This is a genomic window from Sulfitobacter sp. M13 (genome assembly GCF_053474885.1).
The window spans coordinates 1622247-1644273 of record NZ_CM130281.1; the positions used below are offsets into that span (position 1 = coordinate 1622247).

General features: G+C 58.9%; 20 protein-coding genes, 2 tRNA genes and 1 pseudogene. 6 read left to right on the forward strand and 17 right to left on the reverse strand.

Features of this window, described 5'->3' with window-relative positions:
- Positions 1-133: 133 nt before the first annotated feature.
- The gene (locus ACVBAU_RS07705; protein ID WP_448328834.1) at positions 134-856 is read left to right on the forward strand and encodes a heme-dependent oxidative N-demethylase family protein; all 723 of its coding nucleotides are present in this window, start codon (positions 134-136) and stop codon (positions 854-856) included.
- A gap of 171 nt (positions 857-1027) precedes the next feature.
- Here the strand turns inward: ACVBAU_RS07705 and ACVBAU_RS07710 are convergent, their stop codons facing one another.
- From ACVBAU_RS07710 to ACVBAU_RS07720, 3 genes are all read right to left on the reverse strand, one after another.
- The gene (locus ACVBAU_RS07710) at positions 1028-1831 is read right to left on the reverse strand and encodes a lytic murein transglycosylase (protein WP_448328836.1); all 804 of its coding nucleotides are present in this window, start codon (positions 1829-1831) and stop codon (positions 1028-1030) included.
- Between the two features lie 149 nt (positions 1832-1980).
- The gene (gene glnA / locus ACVBAU_RS07715) at positions 1981-3387 is read right to left on the reverse strand and encodes a type I glutamate--ammonia ligase (protein ID WP_335745443.1); all 1407 of its coding nucleotides are present in this window, start codon (positions 3385-3387) and stop codon (positions 1981-1983) included.
- A gap of 36 nt (positions 3388-3423) precedes the next feature.
- Positions 3424-3762 carry a P-II family nitrogen regulator gene (locus ACVBAU_RS07720; protein ID WP_093733747.1) on the reverse strand — a complete coding sequence of 113 codons (339 nt, stop codon included), beginning with the start codon at positions 3760-3762 and terminating at the stop codon, positions 3424-3426.
- Between the two features lie 245 nt (positions 3763-4007).
- Here ACVBAU_RS07720 and ACVBAU_RS07725 point away from each other — a divergent pair, with 245 nt between their 5' ends.
- Together ACVBAU_RS07725 and ACVBAU_RS07730 are read left to right on the forward strand one after the other, a co-directional pair.
- On the forward strand, positions 4008-4850 hold the full coding sequence (locus ACVBAU_RS07725; protein WP_448328839.1) for an NAD(P)H-hydrate dehydratase: 843 nt from the start codon (positions 4008-4010) through the stop codon (positions 4848-4850).
- 96 nt (positions 4851-4946) lie between these two features.
- Positions 4947-5030 (forward strand) — tRNA-Leu (locus tag ACVBAU_RS07730).
- Between the two features lie 313 nt (positions 5031-5343).
- On the opposite strand, the pseudogene ACVBAU_RS07735 reads toward ACVBAU_RS07730, so the two are convergent.
- Positions 5344-5629, reverse strand: a pseudogene (locus tag ACVBAU_RS07735) (IS1595 family transposase); the annotation flags it as partial.
- Positions 5630-5678: 49 nt separating this feature from the next.
- On the reverse strand, positions 5679-6416 hold the full coding sequence (locus ACVBAU_RS07740; RefSeq protein ID WP_448328841.1) for a hypothetical protein: 738 nt from the start codon (positions 6414-6416) through the stop codon (positions 5679-5681).
- A 565-nt stretch (positions 6417-6981) separates the two neighbouring features.
- Between ACVBAU_RS07740 and ACVBAU_RS07745 the strand changes: the two genes are divergently transcribed.
- Positions 6982-7506, forward strand: coding sequence for a hypothetical protein (locus ACVBAU_RS07745; RefSeq protein WP_448328843.1), 525 nt, complete (start codon positions 6982-6984; stop codon positions 7504-7506).
- Positions 7507-7840: 334 nt separating this feature from the next.
- On the opposite strand, the gene ACVBAU_RS07750 is transcribed toward ACVBAU_RS07745, so the two are convergent.
- The 11 genes from ACVBAU_RS07750 to ACVBAU_RS07800 form a co-directional block, all read right to left on the reverse strand.
- The gene (locus ACVBAU_RS07750) at positions 7841-8317 is read right to left on the reverse strand and encodes a hypothetical protein (RefSeq protein WP_138923664.1); all 477 of its coding nucleotides are present in this window, start codon (positions 8315-8317) and stop codon (positions 7841-7843) included.
- A gap of 137 nt (positions 8318-8454) precedes the next feature.
- Positions 8455-10257 carry a cation:proton antiporter gene (locus ACVBAU_RS07755; RefSeq protein ID WP_448328845.1) on the reverse strand — a complete coding sequence of 601 codons (1803 nt, stop codon included), beginning with the start codon at positions 10255-10257 and terminating at the stop codon, positions 8455-8457.
- A 186-nt stretch (positions 10258-10443) separates the two neighbouring features.
- Complete coding sequence (locus ACVBAU_RS07760; protein ID WP_448328847.1) at positions 10444-11727, reverse strand: serine hydrolase domain-containing protein; 1284 nt, start codon at positions 11725-11727, stop codon at positions 10444-10446.
- A gap of 174 nt (positions 11728-11901) precedes the next feature.
- Positions 11902-12528: a glutathione S-transferase gene (locus ACVBAU_RS07765; RefSeq protein ID WP_448328934.1), complete on the reverse strand. Its 627-nt coding sequence runs from the start codon at positions 12526-12528 to the stop codon at positions 11902-11904.
- Positions 12525-13454: an AEC family transporter gene (locus ACVBAU_RS07770; RefSeq protein WP_138923662.1), complete on the reverse strand. Its 930-nt coding sequence runs from the start codon at positions 13452-13454 to the stop codon at positions 12525-12527. The genes ACVBAU_RS07765 and ACVBAU_RS07770 overlap by 4 nt, the downstream gene beginning before the upstream one ends.
- Before the next feature lie 111 nt (positions 13455-13565).
- The gene (locus ACVBAU_RS07775) at positions 13566-14363 is read right to left on the reverse strand and encodes an MBL fold metallo-hydrolase (RefSeq protein WP_138923661.1); all 798 of its coding nucleotides are present in this window, start codon (positions 14361-14363) and stop codon (positions 13566-13568) included.
- Positions 14363-15181, reverse strand: coding sequence for a TatD family hydrolase (locus ACVBAU_RS07780; RefSeq protein ID WP_448328850.1), 819 nt, complete (start codon positions 15179-15181; stop codon positions 14363-14365). Before ACVBAU_RS07780 ends, ACVBAU_RS07775 begins: the two co-directional genes overlap by 1 nt.
- 32 nt (positions 15182-15213) lie before the next feature.
- Positions 15214-16329, reverse strand: coding sequence for a DNA polymerase III subunit delta' (locus ACVBAU_RS07785; RefSeq protein WP_448328852.1), 1116 nt, complete (start codon positions 16327-16329; stop codon positions 15214-15216).
- Between the two features lie 39 nt (positions 16330-16368).
- Positions 16369-17007 (reverse strand): dTMP kinase, encoded by a 639-nt coding sequence (gene tmk, locus ACVBAU_RS07790; protein ID WP_138923658.1) that lies wholly within the window; start codon positions 17005-17007, stop codon positions 16369-16371.
- Positions 17004-18173 carry a D-alanyl-D-alanine carboxypeptidase family protein gene (locus ACVBAU_RS07795; protein WP_138923657.1) on the reverse strand — a complete coding sequence of 390 codons (1170 nt, stop codon included), beginning with the start codon at positions 18171-18173 and terminating at the stop codon, positions 17004-17006. The genes tmk and ACVBAU_RS07795 overlap by 4 nt, the downstream gene beginning before the upstream one ends.
- A 22-nt stretch (positions 18174-18195) precedes the next feature.
- A complete protein-coding gene (locus ACVBAU_RS07800; RefSeq protein ID WP_448328854.1) occupies positions 18196-18996 on the reverse strand; it encodes an SPOR domain-containing protein in 801 nt (266 codons plus the stop codon).
- A 356-nt stretch (positions 18997-19352) separates the two neighbouring features.
- Between ACVBAU_RS07800 and ACVBAU_RS07805 the strand changes: the two genes are divergently transcribed.
- Both ACVBAU_RS07805 and ACVBAU_RS07810 read left to right on the forward strand, forming a co-directional pair.
- Positions 19353-19442 (forward strand) — tRNA-Ser (locus tag ACVBAU_RS07805).
- Between the two features lie 209 nt (positions 19443-19651).
- Positions 19652-21322, forward strand: coding sequence for a mechanosensitive ion channel family protein (locus tag ACVBAU_RS07810; RefSeq protein WP_335745498.1), 1671 nt, complete (start codon positions 19652-19654; stop codon positions 21320-21322).
- Positions 21323-21432: 110 nt separating this feature from the next.
- On the opposite strand, the gene ACVBAU_RS07815 is transcribed toward ACVBAU_RS07810, so the two are convergent.
- Entirely contained in the window at positions 21433-21927 is a 495-nt protein-coding gene (locus ACVBAU_RS07815; protein ID WP_138923635.1) for a ferritin-like domain-containing protein, read from the reverse strand.
- Positions 21928-22027: the final 100 nt, after the last annotated feature.

A 22027-nucleotide genomic window follows, 5' to 3' on the forward strand; every position in this document is an offset into this window, starting at 1 on the left:
TTCCAAATGGGGGTAAATCCTCGCCGAAGGCACGGTGAATGTCCGCGCAGCGGGTCTGGGCGCACCGCGCTTTGATCCTGCCCCGTGTCGCCCACTGACCAAACCTGATCCACCTATCTGACAGGGAGAGCCCATGCCCGTGATACTGCAAACCAGACTGCCGGAATCGCAAACCGGCACGCCGGGGCTGCCAGGCACGGGGCCCTGCGGGGCAGAGGATTGGCTGCTGATGGACGAAGCCTATGCCCCGCAGATGGCGTATCGCGAGGCGCTGCTGGCAGAGCGGCCCGAAGCGGTCTTCTACCAAAGCGAGGCGGCAAAGCCCGCCGCGTCCGAACTGCTGGAAAACGCGCTCGCGTTGCTGCCGCGCTTTGGCTTTGGGATCGACACAAAGGCCGTGGTTTGCCCCGATGGGCGCAAGGTCACGCTGGACCGTTCACAACCGCTCTGGACGCTGGCACATCTGGTGCAGGAAGACGTTTGCATTCTGCAAAAGCGTGGCGATGAACATGTGCTCACCGCAGCGGCGCTGTGCTTTCCGGCGAACTGGCGGTTGGCGGACAAGATAGAACAGCCGTTGACCGCTATTCACACCCCGGTCGCGGAATACGACGCCGATATTGCGCGGCGCGTACAACGTCTGTTTGACGGGGTGCGGGCAGGGCGACCTTTGTGGCGCTTTAACAAGCTGCGCTATGCCGATGCGGATCTTCACCAGCCCCGCCGCCGCGAGACAGGTAGTGACATGCCCTTTACCCGATCAGAGCGGCAGTGCATCCTGCGCCTCCCCGAAAGCGACGCGGTCGTCTTTACCATCCACACGTATGTGGTGCGTGACGGGGACACAGCTGCCTGAGAAGGGGCAAAGCAGGGATGCGGCCAGTGAGGGGACGTGGACGACATTTGCCGTGGGATGGAGCCGAAAGGGCGGGATGCCTTCGGCGAGGATTTTTGCCATTTGGAATTAAAACGCGCGCCTTAAGTAAAAGGCGCGCGCGTTGGTGTGTCGGTATAGGATCGGGCGGGATTAGCCGTCGATGCGGGCTGCCATGATGGCGATGGCCTTTTGATAGACGCCAGCCGCGTTCCATTGTTTGATTACGTTAAAGTTGGTCTGGCCTTCTTGGTAGCCCGCACCGGGTTGCCAGCCTTTTTGGCGCAGGAAGTTCGCCGTGGAGGCCAGCGCATCGGTCTGGTTGTAGAAGTCGACACGGCCATCACCGTTGCCATCCACGCCGTAGCGCAGGGCATTGCCGGGCAGGAATTGTGTGTGCCCGAGCTCTCCGTGTTTGGCCCCTTTAGTACTGCCACTGATCGCGCCCGTATCGACCAGTTTGAGGGCGCCGATGGCGTGGGGGGCGAAAAAATCTGAGCGACGGCAGTCGTATGTCAGCGTCGTAATCGCCGAGACAACCGAGGTATCGCCCATGAATCCGCCAAAGGCCGTTTCCATGCCGTGGATCGCGATGATCACCCCGGCAGGCACCCCATAGCGTGCTTCGAGAGACTGGTAGAAGCCTGCGTCACGGGATTTGCGTTTGCGACCTTGGGCGACGATTGTATCGGCACCGCGCACCTGCATGAATTTATCCAGCGAGTAGTTAAAGGATTTCTGGTTGCGGTCGGCGGCGATGGTGCTGCTGGCATAGCGCGCATTGGCCAGCGCATCGAGGCCACGTTGACCAACCCCTGCGGCCGCGGCCTCTTTGGCGAAGGCGGGCTTCCAGGCCTCAAAGCCCCCTGCATTGTTGCCACATTGGGCCGCAGCAACGGGGGCAGCGAAGCCCATGGACAGCATAAGAGCAGTGGCAAGTCGTTGGGTGGGGCGCATAAAAGTACCTCTGGCTAAATTTGACTTCGGCTGACTCTAGCTCAGGTGCGGCGAACTTCAAATAAGAAGCAGCTTTGAAAGCGAAAGGGCACCCCATTGGGACGCCCTTGGCTGGTATTTAGGTCCACCCTTGAGGGTGAGCGAGGGCTTTAGCAGCTGTAGTACATGCCAAATTCAACCGGATGAGGTGTTTGGTCGTACTTGAGAACTTCTTCCATCTTCAGGTCGATATAGCCCTGGATCTGGTCTTTGGTGAAGACGTCACCGGCCAGCAGGTAATCCATATCCGATTGCAGTTCGTCCAGCGCTTCGCGCAGGGAGCCGGATACGGTTGGGATATCGGCCAGTTCTTCGGCGGGCAGATCATAGAGGTTCTTGTCCATGGCTTCGCCCGGATCGATCTTGTTCTTGATTCCGTCAAGGCCGGCCATCAGCAGGGCTGCAAAGCACAGGTAGGGGTTGGCTGCCGGATCGGGGAAGCGGGCCTCTACGCGTTTTGCTTTGGGGGATTCTGTCCATGGGATACGAACACAGCCCGAACGGTTGCGTGCGGAATAGGCGCGCAGAACGGGGGCTTCGAAACCGGGGATCAAACGCTTGTAGCTGTTCGTCGTCGGGTTGGTGAAGGCGTTCAGCGATTTGGCGTGGGACAGTATTCCGCCGATGAAATACAGCGCTTCTTGGCTAAGGTCAGCGTATTTGTCGCCTGCGAACAGAGGCTTGCCATCTTTCCAGATCGACATGTTCACGTGCATCCCAGAGCCGTTGTCGCCATAGATCGGCTTGGGCATGAAGGTTGCGGATTTACCATAGGCGTGGGCGACGTTGTGCACCACGTATTTGTATTTCTGCATCTCGTCAGCTTGCGTGGTCAGCGTGCCAAAGATCAGGCCCAGTTCGTGCTGGCAGGACGCCACTTCGTGGTGGTGCTTGTCGACCTTCATGCCCAGACGTTTCATCGTCGACAGCATTTCGGCGCGCAGGTCCTGTGCTTCGTCAACGGGGTTGACGGGGAAGTAGCCGCCCTTGAGCCCAGGCCGGTGGCCCATGTTGCCCATCTCGTAGTCGGTGTCGGAGTTCCAGGACGCGTCGGATGCGTCAACTTCGTAGGATACCTTGTTGATCGTGTTCGAGAATTTGACATTGTCGAACAGGAAGAATTCAGCTTCCGGACCCATATATGCTACATCACCGATGCCGGAGGACTTCAGATAAGCCTCGGCTTTTTGCGCGGTACCACGGGGGTCGCGCTCGTATGGTTCATTGGTGTCAGGCTCGACAATCGAGCAGTGCACGCAGATGGTTTTTTCAGCATAGAACGGATCAACATAGGCCGTGTCTGTATCCAGCATCAGCTTCATGTCGGATGCTTCGATGCTTTTCCAGCCCGCGATCGAAGAGCCGTCAAACATAAAGCCTTCTTCGATAAAGTCTTCGTCGACCAAATCGGAAACGATTGTCACGTGCTGCAACGTACCGCGTGTGTCGGTAAAGCGGACATCAACATATTCGATGTCTTCGTCTTTGATCTTCTTCAGGAAGTCCTTGGTGCTCATTGGATGATATCCTTTTCTTGAATCTCAGAAATTCGATTAAAGCGCGTCTGATCCGGTTTCACCGGTACGGATGCGGATTGTTTGTTCGATGGGGCTGACGAAAATCTTGCCGTCGCCGATCTTTTCGGTTTTCGCCGCGTTGACGATGGCTTCGATAGCACCGTCGACCTGATCGTCGTCCAAAACGATTTCGATTTTCACTTTGGGCAGAAAATCGACGACATATTCAGCGCCACGATACAGTTCAGTATGGCCTTTCTGACGACCGAAGCCTTTGACTTCGATAACGCTAAGGCCCTGAACGCCAACCTCTTGGAGCGCCTCCTTGACTTCATCAAGCTTGAACGGCTTGATTACAGCTTCGATCTTTTTCATCTGAGGCCTCCCTGCCAGACGGGTGATTTTCGTTCTACATCGGTGTCATCTCACCGTGCGAGCCGACGGTCTACCAGACGCGCGGCGAAGTCCACCGAAAGAGGCGAAAATTTGTGCGTATCGCCTGATTTATGTGCGGTACGATTAAAAATAAGTCAGTTTGAAAATCGACCTGCGGTTGGGCTTGGATGCCGCGCGCGCAGATGGTCTATCTTGACGTTAACGACCGACCGGAAGGGGGCCCAATGCAGCCGATTGCCATCACCTCTGAGACGCTGAATTTTGACCTGCTGGCCAAGGGGCAGAGGCACAAGTTCGATCACGGGCATGCGGTTGTCATGACAGGCGGTGCCGGGCGCACCGGGGCCGCACGTCTTTCTGGTCGCGCGGCTTTGCGGATCGGGGCGGGGCTGGTCACCTTGGCTGTCCCTCCGGCTGCGCAGATGGAAGTGGCGATGCAAATCACCGCATTGATGCTGTCCCGTGTCGCCGGCCCCGAGGAGCTGGCAGAGCTGGCGTCGGATAAGCGCATCGGCGCGATCTGTATCGGGCCGGGGCTGGGATTGAAGCCGGCGCAGGCGGCACTGGTCAAAGCGGTGCTGGATAGCGGCAAGCCCTGCGTGCTGGACGCCGACGCGCTGACCCTGATCGCGCAGGACCCCGAGCTGTGGAAACGTTTGGGCCCGCACTGTGTGCTGACACCCCATGGCGGCGAATTTAAACGTCTGTTCAAAGGGCTAACGGATGACGATGCCACCAAGGTCCAAAAGTGTTTGACAGCTGCGCAAAAGGCGGGGGCCGTGGTGCTATACAAAGGGGCCATGACCGTCATCGCACATCCGGACGGACGTGTTGCCACCCATGACAGCACCGCAGATCGCGCTGCCCCGTGGTTGGCCACAGCCGGCGCGGGCGACGTGCTGTCAGGGATGATCACCGGGCTGCTCGCGCGCGGGTTTGCCCCGTTCGAGGCCGCGCAATATGCAACGTGGCTGCATGTAGAAGCCGCGCGCCGCTTTGGTCCGGGGCTGATCGCCGAAGATCTGATTGAAGAGATTCCGCATGTCTTTGCGGCGCTAAACCTCTAGCGTCTCACAGTCATCACTGTGCAGGACAAAAACCTTGCGCCGCGGGTGTTTTTCCCTCTCGCCACTGGCAGATATCTTTGATACTGAACGCGCAATGCGGGTGTGGCGGAATTGGTAGACGCACCAGATTTAGGTTCTGGCGCCTATGGCGTGGGGGTTCGAGTCCCTTCACCCGCACCACTCTTGAGATTATCCTTTAATATCAGGAAGTTATGGTGCGGCTCAACATCGTTCACTGGTGTTGCGAAGGCCGTCAAAAGGTAAGGAAATCAAGGTGTTGCTTCGATTTGCCTTAAAAAGCGCCTATCTAACAACGTCGTGGCATTACGAATAGATTACGAAAACTTCGCTCGGATTACGAAAACGATCTGCGCAGAAAGTTTTAAGAAAGTTAGTTCTAGCCAGAAGACCATATGCCACTCACAACATGTTAAAGTTCATGGGGCAGAACGAACGCATTCTCGGATTTACAATAATGATTTCGGCTAAGTTAAACCATGCTCACGCCGCTGGACCCGGCCACGATGATGCGGATTTTGGCTAGGCGGTCTACGAAGGTCATCCTGTGTGATGCGAAGATTGTGCCGCTGGCCACGCTGTAATGGTGGTGACACGCCTTGCATCTGAACTCGCGGCGCGTGTGATCTTGTACGTCTCACCAACGCCAGAGCTTCAGGCCCGCGCATTTTGCAAAACACATTGTGCGCTAAATCTTCGCCGGCCTTATAGATACCGCGAAGGCTATGGGTAGGCTGTGCTGCTGAAAAAGTGCGCGACAAAAGCTATCAAGGGTAAAGTTACGTGCGGCTTTTCTCCAATCATTAGATACTAATGAGGTTGAGAATCTTCAACTGCCTTGACTGGGTATCCATCACGCCGCAACTCGGAATGCCCACGATGCGCAGCTTCTTCCAAAATGTTTGAGAGTTCTTCGACACAAAAGTAGTTGGTAATGTGGTCAAATACGCGCGGAACGTCCTTAGCGTAACCGAAGGAAACGAATTCTTTCATCAAAAATCTTGCCCTTCCAGATCGATTAGCAATAAATTCCTGCAATCTCATCGCTTTTTTGCTGTCTTGTTCGGCACGTAGCTTTTCCCGTGCCTTCCAAGCCTCTTCTGGGTTCAAACCCACGTATGAAGGATCTTCATATACCCAGCGCCCGTGGTACGAGATGGACCTAGCCTCTTTACTTATCTCAAGGGCTTCGTAGGAAATAGAAGCGATGTAATCCCTTCGGCTCATACGTCGATTTCTAAGCTCAATAGTCCGTGCGAGGCTTGCGGATAAATCGAAGATAACAGACGTAACTGGCGGAACGAAAAGAATGAATACAGCCATCAGGGCCATTCCGGTCGCTATATCTGTTGATAGAAACTCACTCATCTGGCGCAACGCCAGCGGAGTTTGCTTTTCGAGCACTTTTTCCCAAAGCAAAGTGAAGCCTCGATCAGCTAACCAGCCGACTAGATATAAAGCAAGCGCGCCAGCCGCAAAGCGCCTAGACCCATTAAGTTTTTGATTCTGAGATTTAATCCATTCCCACATATTATAAGATATGAACAACAGCGTCTCGATTGTGGAGTCTTAATTATCGCTCACACCCCGCGCTTGCTTGATGCCCATTATACAGGTGGTAGGACAGATGGTCGGATCTGGGGGGCCTTGCCGAGCGACTGCTTGGGGATTAGTGCTGCAAAGTGGCTAGGTTCAATCAACTTTATTCCAATTTAGCTACGAATTCCCCTAAATTTCCGTTACTACTTATCTATTTAGGTGTTCCTTCAGTCGGGCCAATTTAAAATCATATGGTTGCGATGCATGTGCGAGACAGAGCTGCAAAGCAAATCGCGTGACAATTTATTTCTCTAACGATAATCATGGCTCATGAAGATTGACGTGTTTAAGGCTCAAATGGCCGAATTGAAATCAGCCAGTCACTAGTGGCGCAATCTAGCGAAGCTGCTTTGGTAGCACTTAGGGTGTCGAGACCGGAGCACACAACACGCTTGAAGTCTCGAAAGAGATGAAATCGCTTCGCATGAGCCTTGAACGGGGCAGCTCGCATTTTCTGGAAAATGCAGCGCAGCGACAGCCAGTAGGTTCGACGGACGGATCATAAAGGAATAACATGGATAGCTTCACTAGCGCGGTCGATGCAGCATTAGCGTCAAAAAATTGGTATGCAGCCTTAGCTCTGACGCTTGTTCTTCCTGACATTTGTGGCAGACTTGAAAACCCAGATCTGGGGTCGGGCGAAAGGTACGCTGGTTGGTTCCAAATTTGGGTTGAACCCGCGTACACTGCGCACGTTGGCGCGGCAAATAAGAAACATGTTTTTTTATCAGGTGCCGATTGCTATGCGCTCCGATGCTCGCTGCTTCATCAAGGTGAAGTGGATATCTCTCAACAACGCGCTCGAGAAGCCTTGGATAATTTCCATTTCTTAGCACCACGTGACGGGTCTTTTATTCATTGTAATCAAAGAGGAGGGCAGCTGATCCTACAAGTGGATCAATTCTGCCGTGATGTCTGCACGGGGGTCGAAAAATGGTCAGAAAGTGTGGCCCAAGTCGACGAAGTTCAAAATCGTTTGAAGCAATTGCTCACAATCGAAGTTCTTCCCCAAGACGGCCCACTTAACTTTCGAATATAGAACGCAGCGTCTGTCTCGAGGCAAGGTCACACGAGACTAGCCGCAATTGAGCTATTGATCATGCGGATTAGCTTAGATGGATAGTTAAGATCCTCGCAAATTCCTGCTGAAAATAAACGCCTTTGCCAAAATTTGTTTACGAATATATTACGAATGATGCTATATATTCTATACTTATCAAATAGTTAAGTGTCTCTTCACCCGCACCACTTTTCCCATATTTATACTGATGAAATATGTCGTCTTGGTGCCGCGTGGCGGCTTTGGCCTGATCTGTGTGTCGAAACCAATGCGTCGCGCCCAAAGATGTCGGGCGCGACGGGATTTGCGTGGGCTATGCCGCTGCTTTTAGCGGTTTGACGGCTTTATCGGCGACGGGCTCAGCGATAGATTTCGCCGATGCTGCCTCGGTTGGGGCGTTCGATTTCAGCAGTGCCGACAGGTAGGATTTATTAGCCTGTTGGGGCGAGCTGCTGACCGGTGCGATCTGGTCGATCAGGCTGCGTGCCTGTGCGGCTTCGATGCGGGCTTCGGCAGCGGCGCGGGCTTGCGCCTCGCTCATGCCGGTGTCTTTCGCATCTGGCGTGGCAGTGGCGGATGCCGGTGCCTCGGTAGTTTGCGCTTTCTGCGCAGGGGCCGCGGCCTGTGACGACTGCGCCGGAGCAGCTTCGGCAGAAGGCTGCGTTTCTTGCGCGGCCTCCTGATTGCTTTGTGTTTCGGCTTCGTTGGTTTCGGCCGTGTCTTTTTGCGTCTCGGCCGCTTTGGGCTGGGACTGCTGGCTAGAGCCAGAGAAAAGTGAACTTACTAACATAGATGTGCCTTTTCAGTTGGTTACCTACATGACTGAAGCAACTGCCTGATCGGTGTGGCGAAAAAATGGTGCAATTGAGGTATATACAATGCCTCAATACCCGTCGGGGTGGAATGGGGCGCGGGCAACGCTGCCGATTACGCCTCTGGCGGGCGTAGGGCGATGACCTGGATGCCGGCCCCACCTTTGAATTCCTCGTTCTTGCGCATGAACTTGATCTCGCCGCTGGTGGTGATCTGCGCCAGCAGACGGGCGTCAGGGCTTTCGGTGCGCCAATCTTCCAGCGTGAATTCCTCTGACAGGCGCGTGCTGCGGAACTGCCATCCTTCAGCCACCAATTGGCGAAGTTCGGCGTGGGTCGCATCAAGCCCAAGGGGCCGTCCACCAAGGGTGCGGGGCAGTTGGTGGCGGCTGCTTTCGGATTTTTCGCGCATCACCTGAAACACGTTCTCGCGGCCGAATTCCGGGGCAAGGTCGGTGGTGACCAAGGTGTTATAGGCGTCGTTTTCCGTTGCTGCAATCAGGGTCGCATAGCTCACAAGCTCGACCCGCTGCTCTGCCGCCTCTGACAGGATATCGCCTGAAAACGTATCGATCCCTGCTGCGCGGGCCTTGCGCAGGCGGATGAAGTTGGGGTCGGTCATCAGGACGGGAATTTCCACTTTCTTCAACACTTCGGCCAGTTGTGTGGTCCAGTCGGACCCGCCGATGATGACCACACCGGGCGTATCAGCTCCCGTAAGACCCAGCAGCCGCGCAAAGGGGGCGAGGGTGAAACCGTTCACGACCACCGTCACTGCGACAAGTGCAAAGGCCAACGGTGCGATCAGGGCGGCGTCCTCGAACCCGAGGCTCAGAAGGCGTTCGCCAAACAGACCCGCCACAGCCACCAGCACCACGCCGCGTGGACCGGTCAGGGCGACCAGCAGCTTTTCACGAAACGGAATGCCCGACCCGATAAGCGAGATGAAGACTGTCGCGGGCCGTGCCACCAGCACCACCACGGCCACAAAGACCGCGGCGCGCCAATCAAGGTTGCTTAGCGCTTCGACGTCCAGACCCGCAGCCAGCAGGATGAACACGCCCGATACCAGCAACACAGTCGCGTGCTCTTTAAAGCGGCGCATTTCTTCGTAGCTGGGCAGTTTGGAGTTCGCGATCACGATGCCCATAATGGTCACCGCCAGCAGCCCGCTTTCGTGCAGCACCGAATCAGATGCCGCAAAGACCCCCAAGAGCAGGGCAAACAGCACCGGCACTTTCATGTATTCCGGAACCCAGCCGCGTTTGAAGGCCCGCGACAGACCAATGCCAGCAGCGACACCGGCAGCAGTGGCCACGGCGGCACCGATCAGCAGCTCAAGCATCGCCTCAGAGGCGGTGGTGGCCGTGTTCAGCGCGATCACCACCTCGAACGCCAGCACAGCGGCAAGGGCACCGATGGGATCGTTCAGGATCGCTTCCCACTGCAGCAGGGTGGCAGGGCGGCGTGACAGCCGTGCGGTGCGCAACAGCGGTGCGATCACCGTCGGACCGGTCACGATCATGATCCCGCCAAACACGGCAGAGCTCGACCAGCTGAGGCCCGCCACATAGTGCAGCGACAGCGCCGACATCAGCCAGCCAAGCGGCGCGCCGATATAGACCAGCCGCCGGACACCGCCGACCGCATCTTGAAGCGTGTGGAAGTTCAGCGACAGCCCGCCCTCGAACAGGATAATCGCGACGGCGATAGAGATCATCGGCCCCATCAACGGTCCGATATCACGTGCGGGATCAAAGATGCCCAGAACCGGCCCGATCAGGATCCCCGCCACCAGCATCAGCACAATCGCAGGCATGCGCAGCCGCCATGCGATCCATTGTGACCCCACCCCGATCGCGCCCACCAATGCGATAGCTGTTACAGGATTAAGCGCGCCGAGTGTTTCTGTTGCCACAATGTGAACCCTTTATAATCAATGCGATGACTTAACGCGCGCCATTACGGTGACAATGGCCGGTATGAAATTCTAGGGGTATTTTCTACGCCAAGCCAGTAATCTGTCGTCCCACACGACAAAAGGCCCCCACATTGGGGGCCTTTTGCGCGGGTTTAGGGGTAGGGCACGCGTGCCCCAAGGGGGTCAGTCGTCGATGCGGCTTTCGGCCAAGGTGCTATAGGCGAGGTTCTTGAAGATCAGGCGCAGCGGCCCGCGATTGGCCGGCGACTGGATCATCAACAGGGCAATCATATCTTCGGCGGGGTCTGCGTGGTAGCCGGTGCCTGCGGCACCTCCCCAGTTGTATTCCCCAGCCGAGCCTGACGACGGCGCATTGCCGGTTTCAAGCCGCACACCGTATCCCAGACCAAAGCCGTACCCGGGGCCGGGCAGGTAATATTTTCCGGGTTTGATGCCTTCAAGGTGGTTCGAGGTCATCAGCTGCACGGTCTTGGGCGACAGCAAACGTGTGCCGTTCAACTCGCCGCCGTTCAGCATCATCTGCGCGAATTTGGCATAGTCATGCACGGTCGACATCAGCCCGCCGCCACCCGACTGGTTTGGTTTGCGCACGCGCGGATCAAATACATCGCGGCTGCCCAGTTTGGCTTGATCGGGGAAGGGTTCGGCGATGCGGGGGAAATCTGCCGCGTCGTCGATATAGAACGCGGTGTCGTCCATCCCCAACGGATCAAAAATACGCGCCTTCATGAACGCTTCGAGCGTTTGGCCCGACGCGACCTCTACCACGGCACCCAAAACATCCGTGGCGCGGGAATATTCCCATGTGGTGCCGGGGTCATGCTCTAGCGGCAGTGACGCCAGCAGATTGGCCTGTTCGATCGCAGTGTTTTCCTGCGATCCGACCTCTGCCGCGTTATACGCCTCGCGTGCGGGACCGGCCCCGAAGAAGCCATAGGTAAGCCCCGAAGTATGGCGCATCAGGTCTTGCACGGTCATCACGCCTTTGGCAGGGCGGGTCACAGGCTTGCCTTCGGCGTCTTTCTCGCCAGTGGCGACCGTCAGTGTTTTATAGGCGGGCAGGTAGGTGGAAACGGGGGCGTTCAGCAGCAGTTTGCCTTCTTCCACCAGCATCATTGCAGCGACGCTGGTGATGGGTTTGGTCATGGAATAGATGCGGAACAGCGTGTCTTCGGTCATCGGCTCCCCGTCGGGGGTGCGTTTGCCCATCGTCGATACATGCGCAATCTGACCGTCGCGGATCAACATCAGCACAGCCCCCGGCGTCATCCCCTTGTCGACAAGCGCGCCAAAAGTCGCGTCCATCCGCGCCAGCCGGTCAGGGTCGAAGCCCAAGGCGGTCGCGTCGCCGCGTGGCAGCTCTTGGGCCCATGCAGGTGTTAGGGTGGCAAAGGCGGTGCCAAGGGCCAGCGCCCCGGCGACCAAGCCTGATCTGAAATGGTTCATTATATCTCCTCCCGATTGTCGTGGCCCGGTGGGCTCACGACCCGAGGTTAGGAGGGGGCGGGACGCTGTGGCAACCTGACTGACAGGTGTCAGGACGTAGAGCGGCGTTCGTGACGTAGGGTAACATGTGCTGCAATGCAGCGTAAATGGGGGCAGGGCGTAGCGGTTGCCGCTTTAGGCGGCAAAAACCGTGGGCGCGTCGCCCTCTGCCCATTGCGGGTATTTGTCCATCACGGCGGCAAAACTGTCGGACGTCAGAAACCGCTCTAGCCAAGCCTGAAGCCGTGGCCAGGGCTGCGCGTCGAACCATTGTTTGTCGATGAAAGCGAACTGGCGCACGAAGGGGGCAATCGCCAAGTCGGCAATGCTGGGGGCGTCAAAAATATGGGTTCCGATTTGCCCGTCCAGTGCCGCCAAGTGGGTCGCCGCCTTAGCGCGCTCTGCCACAGGGTCGGCGTCAGGATAGCGGGTGGCGTATTTGGTGCGGTCTAGCGCCTGTTTAAACGGCCCATCGCAAAGGCTGATCCAGTCCCATCCCGCGTCAGGCATATCCAGCAGCCCTTCGGGATCGTTCTTGCGCAGCGCCCAGATCATGATGTCGAGGCTTTCATCGATCACATCGCCCGATCCAAGCGCAAGGCAGGGCACCGTTCCACTGGGCGAGGTTGCCAGAAAGGTAGCCGGTTTGTCGCGCAGAACAACTTCGCGCAGCTGCACCTGCTGGCTCCCCGACGCCCGCAGCGCTAACCGCGCGCGCATGGCATAAGGGCAGCGGCGGAAGGAATAGAGCACCGGCATCATGGCAGCACGCTCAGCCACAGCCATGCCGTCAGCACCGATCCCATTGTCGCCACCAACACCGAGCTTGCGGCCACACGGCGCGCACGGCCATACATATTGGCGAAGATATAGGCGTTGAACCCCGGTGCCATCGCCGCCGTCAACACGCCCGAGCGGAACAGGTCTTGGGGCAGGCCAAAGCTGCTGCCCATCATCCAGACAATCGCGGGGTGCACCATTAGGGACAGGATACAGACCATCGCGATGGTCTTGGTGTCGCCTTCGGGACGGTATTGGATCAGCACGCCGCCGAGTGCAAAAAGCGCCGCTGGCAGGGCGGCCCGAACGATCAACGACAGCGCGTCATCAATCACGCCGGGGATCGCCAGCCCGCTCAGGTTCACGGCAAAGCCCGCGATGATGCCCAAGACCAGCGGATTGTGGAACATCGCCCGCGCCACATTGCGTGCCAAAGCGGTGCCAGACTGGCCGCGGTTCCGCACAAACTCCATCACCGTGATGCCCAACCCGTAGCAAAACGGCGAATGGATTGCGATGATCGCGAAGTTCCCGATCAGGGCGTCGGGGCCATAGGCGCGTTCGGTGATCGGCAGGCCAAGCAGGACCGAGTTGGAAAAGAGGCTGCAAAAACCGATGGCGACGCAGTCTTCCCAGTCACGTTTAAACAAGAACCGCGCGCCAAGCAGCCCCAGCGTAAAGCAGACCGCTGCACCGGTGTAAAAGCTGAACAGCAGTCGTGGGTCGAAAGAGGCCGACAGATCGAGATGCGCGATGGATTGGAACAGCAGGCAGGGGATCGCAAAGCTTTGCGCGAACCGCATGACACCGTCGATGCCCGAGACTGGAAAATACCCCCGCCAGACAGAGACATAGCCAAAGCCGATGACAAGAAAGACGGGGAGGATGACTTCGAGAAGGGTTTGCACGTGAAATATGGCCTTGGGTGCGGGAGGCGCTGTCGCAGTGGGGGTTTCACACCCCCACGCCCCCCGTGGAGTTTAGTGGGCAAAATGAAGTCTAGGCAGGCAGGGCGCTGTTTAGACGGGAAAATTCAGGGTCATGCCATCAAAGGCAGGTTCAATATGGTCGGGGGTTTCCGCGGCCAGCGTGTCATAGTCGAGATCGTTGTGCATATTGGTCAGCACAGCTGTCTGCGGGGCCATCTGTGCGATCCAGTCGAGGGTCTGGGCAAGGTGGCTGTGGGTCGGATGCGGATCGCGGCGCAGCGCGTCGACGATCCAGCAGCGTAGATCCCGCAGGTGGGGCCAGATGTCGTCGGGGATCTGCGCCACATCGGGCAGGTAAGCCACATCGTTGACGCGGAAGCCAAGCGCATCCATTCCGCCATGGTTCACGAGGAAGGGCGTAAAGGTCAGCGGCCCGCCGGGGCCGTCAATCGTCACGTCGCCGTCGATGTGGTTCATTTCGAGAATAGGCGGGTAGGACGATCCGGGGGGCTGGATAAAGACATAGCCGAAGCGGTCCAACAGTGCGTCGCGCGTGGGTGTGTCGGCCCAGACCGGCAGGCGCTGGCGCATGTTGATCACGATCATCCGCAGATCGTCCAGCCCGTGTACGTGGTCGGCATGGGAATGGGTGTACAGCACCGCATCCAGCCGGCCGACGCCTGCATCCAGCAATTGGCTGCGCATATCGGGCGAGGTGTCGATCAGCACCGATGTCGTCCCTGCGTCCGTGATGCGTTCTACCAGAATGGAACAGCGCCGCCGTGCGTTTTTGGGATTGGCTGGATCGCAGGCCCCCCAATGTCCGCCAAGGCGCGGCACCCCGCCCGAAGAGCCGCAGCCCAGAATGGTGATCTTCATCTGCGCCATCAGGCGGCGTCCTGATACTGTGCCACCTTGGTGAACAGCCGGTCGAAATTCGCCTGTGTTTGCGCAGCAAAGCTGGCGTAGTCGATGCCAAAGGTTTCGGCCCCGCGCCGTGCCGTGTGCGCGGTAAAGGCTGGTTCATTCCGTCTACCGCGATGCGGGGGCGGGGCCAGATAAGGGCTGTCGGTTTCCACCAATATCCGGTCCAGCGGTGCCTCGGCAAAGATGTCGCGCAGGTCTTGGGATTTGGGGAATGCGGTAATGCCCGACATCGACAGGTAGAACCCCAGATCCAGCGCGGCCCGACCAAGCGCTTGCGTCGAAGAGAAGCAGTGCATCACGCAGGGGTAGACACCGTTGGCGTGCTCCTCTCTGAGGATGCGGGCCATATCGTCATCGGCGTCGCGGGCGTGGATGATCAGGGGCAGGCCGCTGTCACGGGACGCGGCGATATGGGTGCGCAGGCTGGTTTGCTGCGCTTCGGCGCTGTCTGCGGTGTAGTGGTAATCCAGCCCCGTTTCGCCAATGCCCACCATCTTGGGGTGTTTGGTCAGGGCCATCAGATCGTCATAGCTGGCCATGGGCTCGGTTGCGACGCTCATCGGGTGGGTGCCAGCGGCATAGAAGACCTGAGCGTGTGCCTCGGCGATGGCGCGCACGGCGGGTTCGTTCTTGAGCTTGGTGCAGATGGTGACCATGCGCGTGACGCCTGCGGCTTGGGCGCGGGCGATCACATCGGGCAGTTCGCCGTCGAAATCGGGAAAATCCAGGTGGCAATGACTGTCGGTGATCGGGTGAATGTCGAGAGTACTGTCTGTCATGCCTGGGGTCCTGCCTGTTCGTCTTGTGTGGGCTACCGGGGTGCGGCGTCGCCCATCTTGAACAGGGTATCTAGGACCAGTGCGGCAGGGTCAAGGTTGACCGCCATCCCGTGACGCGCACGGGTGCCGATGTCGTGGGCGGTCTCTGCCCAGACCCGTCCTTGTGCCGGTGTGGGCGACAGTCGGGTCAGGACAGCGGCCTCGTTCGGGGCGGCGGCGGTTTCAGGCGGGTGGCCAAGGGCACCGGTGCGCGCCAGTCGCAGCATCAGCAGATCAACAAGCGTGAACAGCAGCGACAGTTTTTCTTCGGCCCCGCGGGCGGCGGCGGCCTCGGCCAGCTTGAGCGCGCGGGCGCGATCCAGACGGGGCATCGTATCGAGCAGGGCGACCAGTTCGCCATACATCGCCAGCCCGCCCATCAGCGACAGCGACAGTGCGCCGCCGACCGACCCACCAGAGAGCGCCGCGAGCGCTGCGGGATCGCCCTGAATGTCCACCTCTGATTGGCCAAGGGCCAGTGCCATGTCGTCCGGCGTCAGCGTACCAAGCCGCAGCGTCCGGCAGCGCGAGCGGATGGTGGGCAGCAACCCTGAAGGGCGGTGGCTGATCAACAGGATGATCGCGCGGGCGGGGGGCTCTTCGAGCATCTTGAGCAGGGCGTTGGCGGCGTTGGGGTTCATCAGGTCGGCGTCATCAACAATGACCACACGGCGCCCCCCATCGGCGGCTGACATCTGGAAGAACCCGTTCAGCTTGCGAATGTCATCTACCACGATCTGCTTGCGCAGACGTTTGGTTTTCTCGTCCACCGACCGCGTTATCACCTTGAGAGCCCCTTCGCCCCCTGCGGCCACACGACGCGCTACGGGGTGATCGGGGTCTATTTCCAGGCTGGTGGGGGCGGGCGTGTCGAACATGCCGTCGTCCTCTGCGTCCGGCGTCGCCAGCAGAAATCGCGCAATGCGCCACGCCAGTGTGGCCTTGCCGACGCCGCGCGGGCCGGTCAGAAGCCAGCCGTGGTGCAATTTGCCCGAATTAAACGCATCAAGAAACGCCGCCTCTGCCGCCGTTTGGCCGAACAGCTGGGGCGTGTCGCGCGGGTGGCGCGCACCGTCGATACGGTCAGGCTGGGGGGCGTCATCACTCATGGTTTGTGGTCTAGCAGATTGCAGCGGCAGGAAAAGGGGTTAGCGCGGATCAAGACGCGGGCGCACCTGCGCAAAGATATCCGCAGCCACCTGATCAATCGATTGCGCGCCATTGATGGTCACGAAACGGTCGGGGAATTCAGTGGCCAATGACAGGAACCCTGCGCGCATGGCGACCTGCAGGCTTTCGCCAAAATCCTCGAACCGTTCCTCGACCGTATTGCGCGACAGGGCACGGCTGAGCCCTTCGCCCGGGTCCATGTCAATCAGCACAGTCACATCCGGTTCGACGCCGATCATCAGGCTGTGCAGCTGGTCCACCGCACCGCGCAGATCACCGCGGCTGAGGCCCTGATACATGCGGGTGGAATCGGCAAAGCGGTCGCAGATCACGATTTTGCCTGCTTTAAGCGCGGGTTGGATCGTGCGTTCAAGGTGATCACGGCGGGCTGCGGTGAACAGTAAAATCTCGGTCCGTGCAGACCAGCGGTCGGGGTCGCCTTGCAGCACCAGCGCACGGATTTCTTCGGCCCCCGGGGATCCACCGGGTTCCCGCGTGAGGATCACCTCGTGGCCCTCTGCCTCAAGCCGGTCTTTCAGCAGTTTGGTCTGGGTGGATTTGCCCGAGCCGTCGATGCCTTCGAAGCTGATAAACAGGCCCTTTGGGGTATCGCTCACGAGGCCGCCTCTGGCCCTTCGTTCAATCGGGTCAGCAGGTGGCGCGCGGCTGCTTCAAGCTTGACCATAAAGCCCCCCGCCGCGACGCTGTCTTTGGCCACCAGCGGGGCGCGCACTTCGGGCAGGTCGCCACGGGTCAGGACAAGCTCGCCGACGGTCTGGCCTTTGGTGATGGGCGCACGGAGGGGGCCGGTATAAACCACCTCGGCCGAGACATCACTGCCGCCCGAAACAGGCACCAGCACCGACAGATCGCTTTCCAGTTCAAGACCCACGGCACCTTGTGCGCCAAGGGCAACGGGGGCTTCGGCGATCATCGTGCCGGCCTTGCCCATCGAGCGCTGCGAAAACTGGCGAAAGGCCCAGTTTACAATCGATTCAGATTCCTGCGCGCGTGCTTCGGCGCTGTCGAGACCGGAGAGCACAAACACAATGCGGCGGTCCCCCTGTTTGGCAGAGCCGACAAGCCCATAGCCTGCTTCTGACGTGTGGCCGGTTTTCAGCCCGTCCGCGCCGATGCCAAGCCCCAGCAAGGGGTTGCGGTTGGTCTTGTTCTGGGGTGCGCGCCCGTCAAACAGGAATTCACGCTGCGAGAACATGGGGTAATACTGCGGGTAATCCTCGATCAGGCGGGTGGCCAACAGCCCCAGATCGCGCAGCGACATGCGGTGACCGGCGGCTGGCCAGCCGTTGGAATTCGCGAAGGTTGAATTCGTCATGCCCATCTGCTGCGCCCGCTGCGTCATCAGGCGGGCAAAACCGGCCTCTGACCCATCGGGGCTGAGCGCTTCGGCGATGACCGCACAGGCGTCGTTGCCCGACAGCACGATGATCCCGCGCAGCAGGTCTTCGACTTTGACGCGGTCGGTGGTGTCTAGAAACATGGTCGACCCGCCATAGGACATGGCGTGCTGCGACACGGGCAGCTCTTCGGTCAGATCCAGCCCGCCGTTGCTTTTACCGCGTTCAATCGCTTCGAACGCCATATAGAGCGTCATAAGCTTGGACATAGAGGCCGGCGGCAGCGGTTCATCCGCGTTTTTGGTCAGCAGCACAGTGCCGGTGGTCTGGTCGATCACATAGGCCGCGCGGGCCTGTGTTTCGAACGCCTGTACGGGCAGGGCCAACAGAAGGGTCGCAATCGTGGCTGCAAAAATACGGATCATGGCAGTTTCCTTTGGCGGTGGGTCAGCTCGACACGGCGTAGGCGTCAGAGAACCCTTCGGTCTTGATGGATTTCAGCAAAGTGTTCATCTCGGATTTCGAACCGGCCGGGCCGACGACGACACGCCAGAACGCCTTACCGTTGATCTCGCTGCGCTTGACGGTGGGCAACATGCCCGCGCTGCGCATCTGGTTGGCGGCGCGTTCGGCATTTGCCTCGACGCTAAAGATACCGATCTGGACAAAGGGTTTCGCCAGCGATGACGCAGGCTTGGCCGCAGCGGGTTTGGGGGCCACAGGAACGGCGGGCTTGGCCGCTGCCGGGGCGGCTTCGATCGCGGTGCCTGCGGTAACGGCGACGGGGGCCAGTGCGGTCTCGGTCACCTCGGAGGGGGTTTCAATCGTCCCCTCGGGGGCCGCGTCGGGGGCAGGGCTGTCGGCCTCTTGTCGGCGTAGGGCGGTCACGTTGAGCGGCGCCGGCGCACCAGCAAGGATACCAAGGGCGGCGGCAGCATCTGATGACATTTGCAGCTTGGGGCCGGGCAGGTCGCGTTCACGGCGGAACAGCGCCCCAATCACAAACTTTCCGTTGGTTTCGTTGCGGATGATCACACGTTCGGGGTCGGTCACGTCGGGATGCGCCACCCAGACGCCGCCTAGACTGGGGCGACCGTCCCAAAGTCCCTGATCGCTGACCGAAAAAACCTCGGGCGCTTCGACATCACGTTCCACCAGTTTGGTAGAGTTAGAGGATGCCGCAGCCGCGCCTTTCTGACCGCCGGACAGATTGCCGACCGCGTCACAGCCCGCCAAGGTTGTCATCATCAGCAAGACCCCCACCGTGCAGCGAAGCGGCCGGTTGCCTGAAAAGGGGTGAAGCCTGGGGCTGTTCATGTCCGTCGTCCTTGCCTGCTGGCGCGGGGTTATCCGCCGCCGCCTTATCGCGCCGTCAATACGGCATGTTTGATGCCCCATTGCCGGGGTCTTTGGGCTACACTAGCGCGGGTGCAGGGGCTTTGGAAAGGCTGACAGCCCCGCGTCGGCAAATTTCCCCACCCACACCGAAACCAGCCCCACATGCGCCTTCCTGCACAGTCTGCTGGCGCTAGCGGTTTAACGACATGTCCGTCAATTTCGAGGTTTGCAGAATCAATGGCATGCCTCTATGCGGTGCGTGCTGCGGAGGAGTGGCAGAGTGGTCGAATGCACTGGTCTTGAAAACCAGCGTGCGTGAGAGCGTACCGTGGGTTCGAATCCCACCTCCTCCGCCAATTTCCCCACAAATTCGGCGTCACCCATAACTTCCTCCGTTCGTATGACCGGTGCGTTGGCCCGTGTTGCGGCGTGGTGCCGCGGGGCGGGGGCATCGCCTGATATATCCATGGTATAAGATCAAGGTTGGTAGAATGGGCCGGCTGCGCTAGCTCAGTTTCAATAACGACTTGTCACGCGGGTTCGTGATGCCGGAATGGAGAGTGTTTTGAGCAATCTAAGATATATTGCGGGGCTATTGGGCGCGCTGTTGATTTTTACCACGCCGCTTTGGGCGCAAGACAAGGAAAACGCTTGCGATAGCGCACATTGGTATTGCGTAGAGACCCTGAATGTCGGCTTGGCCGCTGTGCCGTCCGAGATTGATCGCGAAACCCCGCGCGCCACCATGGAGAGCCTGGTGCGGGCGGTGCGGCGTGATGATTGGGTCGGGGCGGCGCATCTTCTTGACCTGTCGGATATACGTCAGGATCGCCAACAGCAGGTGGGCACCTCGCTGATCCGTCAGCTTGAAACCGTGATCAGCCGCAAAACCGTGATTGATTGGGACAAACTGCTGGACCGGCCCGATGCGCTGGACGCGACGGCGACGTCTGATCGGGCGATGGCGGGGACGCCGCGCAAGTCCTTGCTGTTGTGGACGCTGGATATGGAGGACTACCCTGCGTCGATCCGTCTGAACCGGATCAAGGCGGAGAACGGTGAACCGGTCTGGGTGTTCTCGCGTCATACCGTTCAAAATATCCCGCGTCTTTACGAGCGCTACGGGCCTGGCCGGCTCGAGACGATGCTGCCCGACGTGCTGACGCAAAACACGGTTGTCGACCTTGCCCTGTGGGAACTGATCGGTCTGCCGGTTCTGATCGTGCTGGCGATCTATGTTGCGCGTCTGGTCTGGCTGCTGACCAGCTGGGTCGCGCAACGCATACCGTCCCGACTGGCGCAGCAAATCCTAAAGTCGGTGCGCGGGCCTGCCTGTGTTGTCGTCTCGACGCTGTTTGTGATGGTGCTCGAGGCCAAGATCTTCTCGTTTTCGGCAGAGCTGACGACGATTTTGGTCCCGACGGCGTGGCTGGGTCTGATCGGTGCCGGGTTGTGGTTTGTGGTCAACTGCGTCGAAGTGATCCTGGATCATCTGACGAAGGTCGAAGAAACCGACCTGACGCTCAAGGAAGAAGTCCATAAACGCACCACCGCGACCCGTATTTCAGCCGCGCGTCGGGTGTTTGTCGTGGCGGTGGTACTGGTGGGCGGCGGTATATTCTTGTCGCAAACCAATGTGTTTCAGAACCTTGGATTGACATTGTTAGGCACCGCTGGGGCGGTCACCCTTGTCTTGGGCTTTGCCGCGCGCAGTATTCTGAGCAACATCATGTCATCGCTTCAAATCGCGTTGAACGGGTCCGCCAAGATCGGGGACCGGATCGTGTTCAACGACGCGCTGTGTCATGTTGAGCGTATCCATTTCACCTATGTCCAGCTGCGAGACTGGGACGGAACGCGGCTGGTCGTGCCTGTGACGGAGTTCGTTTCCACCCCATTCAAAAACTGGACCATGCAGGAGCCTGAGATGCTGCGGAGCGTCAAAATTAAGCTCTCTCACGCGGCAGATATCGCCGCGCTGCGCGACGCTTTTGACAAAGTGATCGACGAGATGGAAGAGAAATATATCGGTAAACGCGATGACGCCTGCGTGCGGGTCGGCGGGCAGGATGTCTTTGGCATGGAGGTCTGGTTCCTTGTCCCCTGCGCCGATCCCAATACCTCGTGGGAGGCAGCCTGCGATGCACGCGAAGGCATCATGGTCGAAATCCACAAACTCGCCGAAAAGCAGGGGGTGGAGTATTTTCCGCAAGTGTCGGCGGCAGAGGCAAGCTAGGCCCTGCTGCATCACAGGTTGTTCGGCACCTACAGACATAGAAAAAGCCCCGCTGATCCAGCGGGGCTTTTGCGTGTGAACGACGAGGGGTAGGGCCCGCCAACGTCAGCTTAGGCAGCGGCTTTGTTCACGCCGCCAGTTGCAATCTCGGTCATGCGACGGTCGCCGTCATAGGTGTGATCCAGACATTCTTGCAAGACCGCACCGTCTTCGTCTTTGCCCAGACGGTTGGCGAAGGCCACGAGGCAGCCATAGCCGGCCAGCGCATAGTGCACCATACGTTGGTACTGCGTGATGATCATCGCGTCGCGAACGTCGTCATCGCCGAACTCTTCGTCAAGCACATGGGCCTTGGCCTCAGCGACCAGACCTTCCATGCCTTTGCAGTGTTCGCCGCTTGGTTTGATATCATGGGCGTTGCAAATTTCGGCGAGCTTTTCCATACCTTCGCTGATGCCGTTGGACCCTGCGATCAGGGCTTCGGACAGGTCTTTGTCCTTGGCGGCGCGGCCAAGGGCGACGACCACATCAAGCGACTGTTTGTTGGCGCTGTACATGTCTTGCAATTGGTCATGGTACACGTCTTTTAGACTGTTCATCGGCATATCGATCTCCTTTGGGATGTGATTGCATTCGGTGTCAAACGCCGCGACGCGCGAATGTGTTCCATGGTGTGTTCAGCGATGATCCGCCTCGCGCGTGCCT

Coding starts and splice junctions, on each gene's coding strand:
- ACVBAU_RS07705 (WP_448328834.1), top strand. CDS start 134: ATGCCCGTGATACTGCAAACCAGACTGCCGGAATCGCAAACCGGCACG.
- ACVBAU_RS07710 (WP_448328836.1), bottom strand. CDS start 1,831: ATGCGCCCCACCCAACGACTTGCCACTGCTCTTATGCTGTCCATGGGC.
- glnA (WP_335745443.1), bottom strand. CDS start 3,387: ATGAGCACCAAGGACTTCCTGAAGAAGATCAAAGACGAAGACATCGAA.
- ACVBAU_RS07720 (WP_093733747.1), bottom strand. CDS start 3,762: ATGAAAAAGATCGAAGCTGTAATCAAGCCGTTCAAGCTTGATGAAGTC.
- ACVBAU_RS07725 (WP_448328839.1), top strand. CDS start 4,008: ATGCAGCCGATTGCCATCACCTCTGAGACGCTGAATTTTGACCTGCTG.
- ACVBAU_RS07745 (WP_448328843.1), top strand. CDS start 6,982: ATGGATAGCTTCACTAGCGCGGTCGATGCAGCATTAGCGTCAAAAAAT.
- ACVBAU_RS07750 (WP_138923664.1), bottom strand. CDS start 8,317: ATGTTAGTAAGTTCACTTTTCTCTGGCTCTAGCCAGCAGTCCCAGCCC.
- ACVBAU_RS07760 (WP_448328847.1), bottom strand. CDS start 11,727: ATGAACCATTTCAGATCAGGCTTGGTCGCCGGGGCGCTGGCCCTTGGC.
- ACVBAU_RS07765 (WP_448328934.1), bottom strand. CDS start 12,528: ATGATGCCGGTGCTCTATTCCTTCCGCCGCTGCCCTTATGCCATGCGC.
- ACVBAU_RS07775 (WP_138923661.1), bottom strand. CDS start 14,363: ATGGCGCAGATGAAGATCACCATTCTGGGCTGCGGCTCTTCGGGCGGG.
- ACVBAU_RS07780 (WP_448328850.1), bottom strand. CDS start 15,181: ATGACAGACAGTACTCTCGACATTCACCCGATCACCGACAGTCATTGC.
- ACVBAU_RS07785 (WP_448328852.1), bottom strand. CDS start 16,329: ATGAGTGATGACGCCCCCCAGCCTGACCGTATCGACGGTGCGCGCCAC.
- ACVBAU_RS07795 (WP_138923657.1), bottom strand. CDS start 18,173: ATGATCCGTATTTTTGCAGCCACGATTGCGACCCTTCTGTTGGCCCTG.
- ACVBAU_RS07800 (WP_448328854.1), bottom strand. CDS start 18,996: ATGATGACAACCTTGGCGGGCTGTGACGCGGTCGGCAATCTGTCCGGC.
- ACVBAU_RS07815 (WP_138923635.1), bottom strand. CDS start 21,927: ATGCCGATGAACAGTCTAAAAGACGTGTACCATGACCAATTGCAAGAC.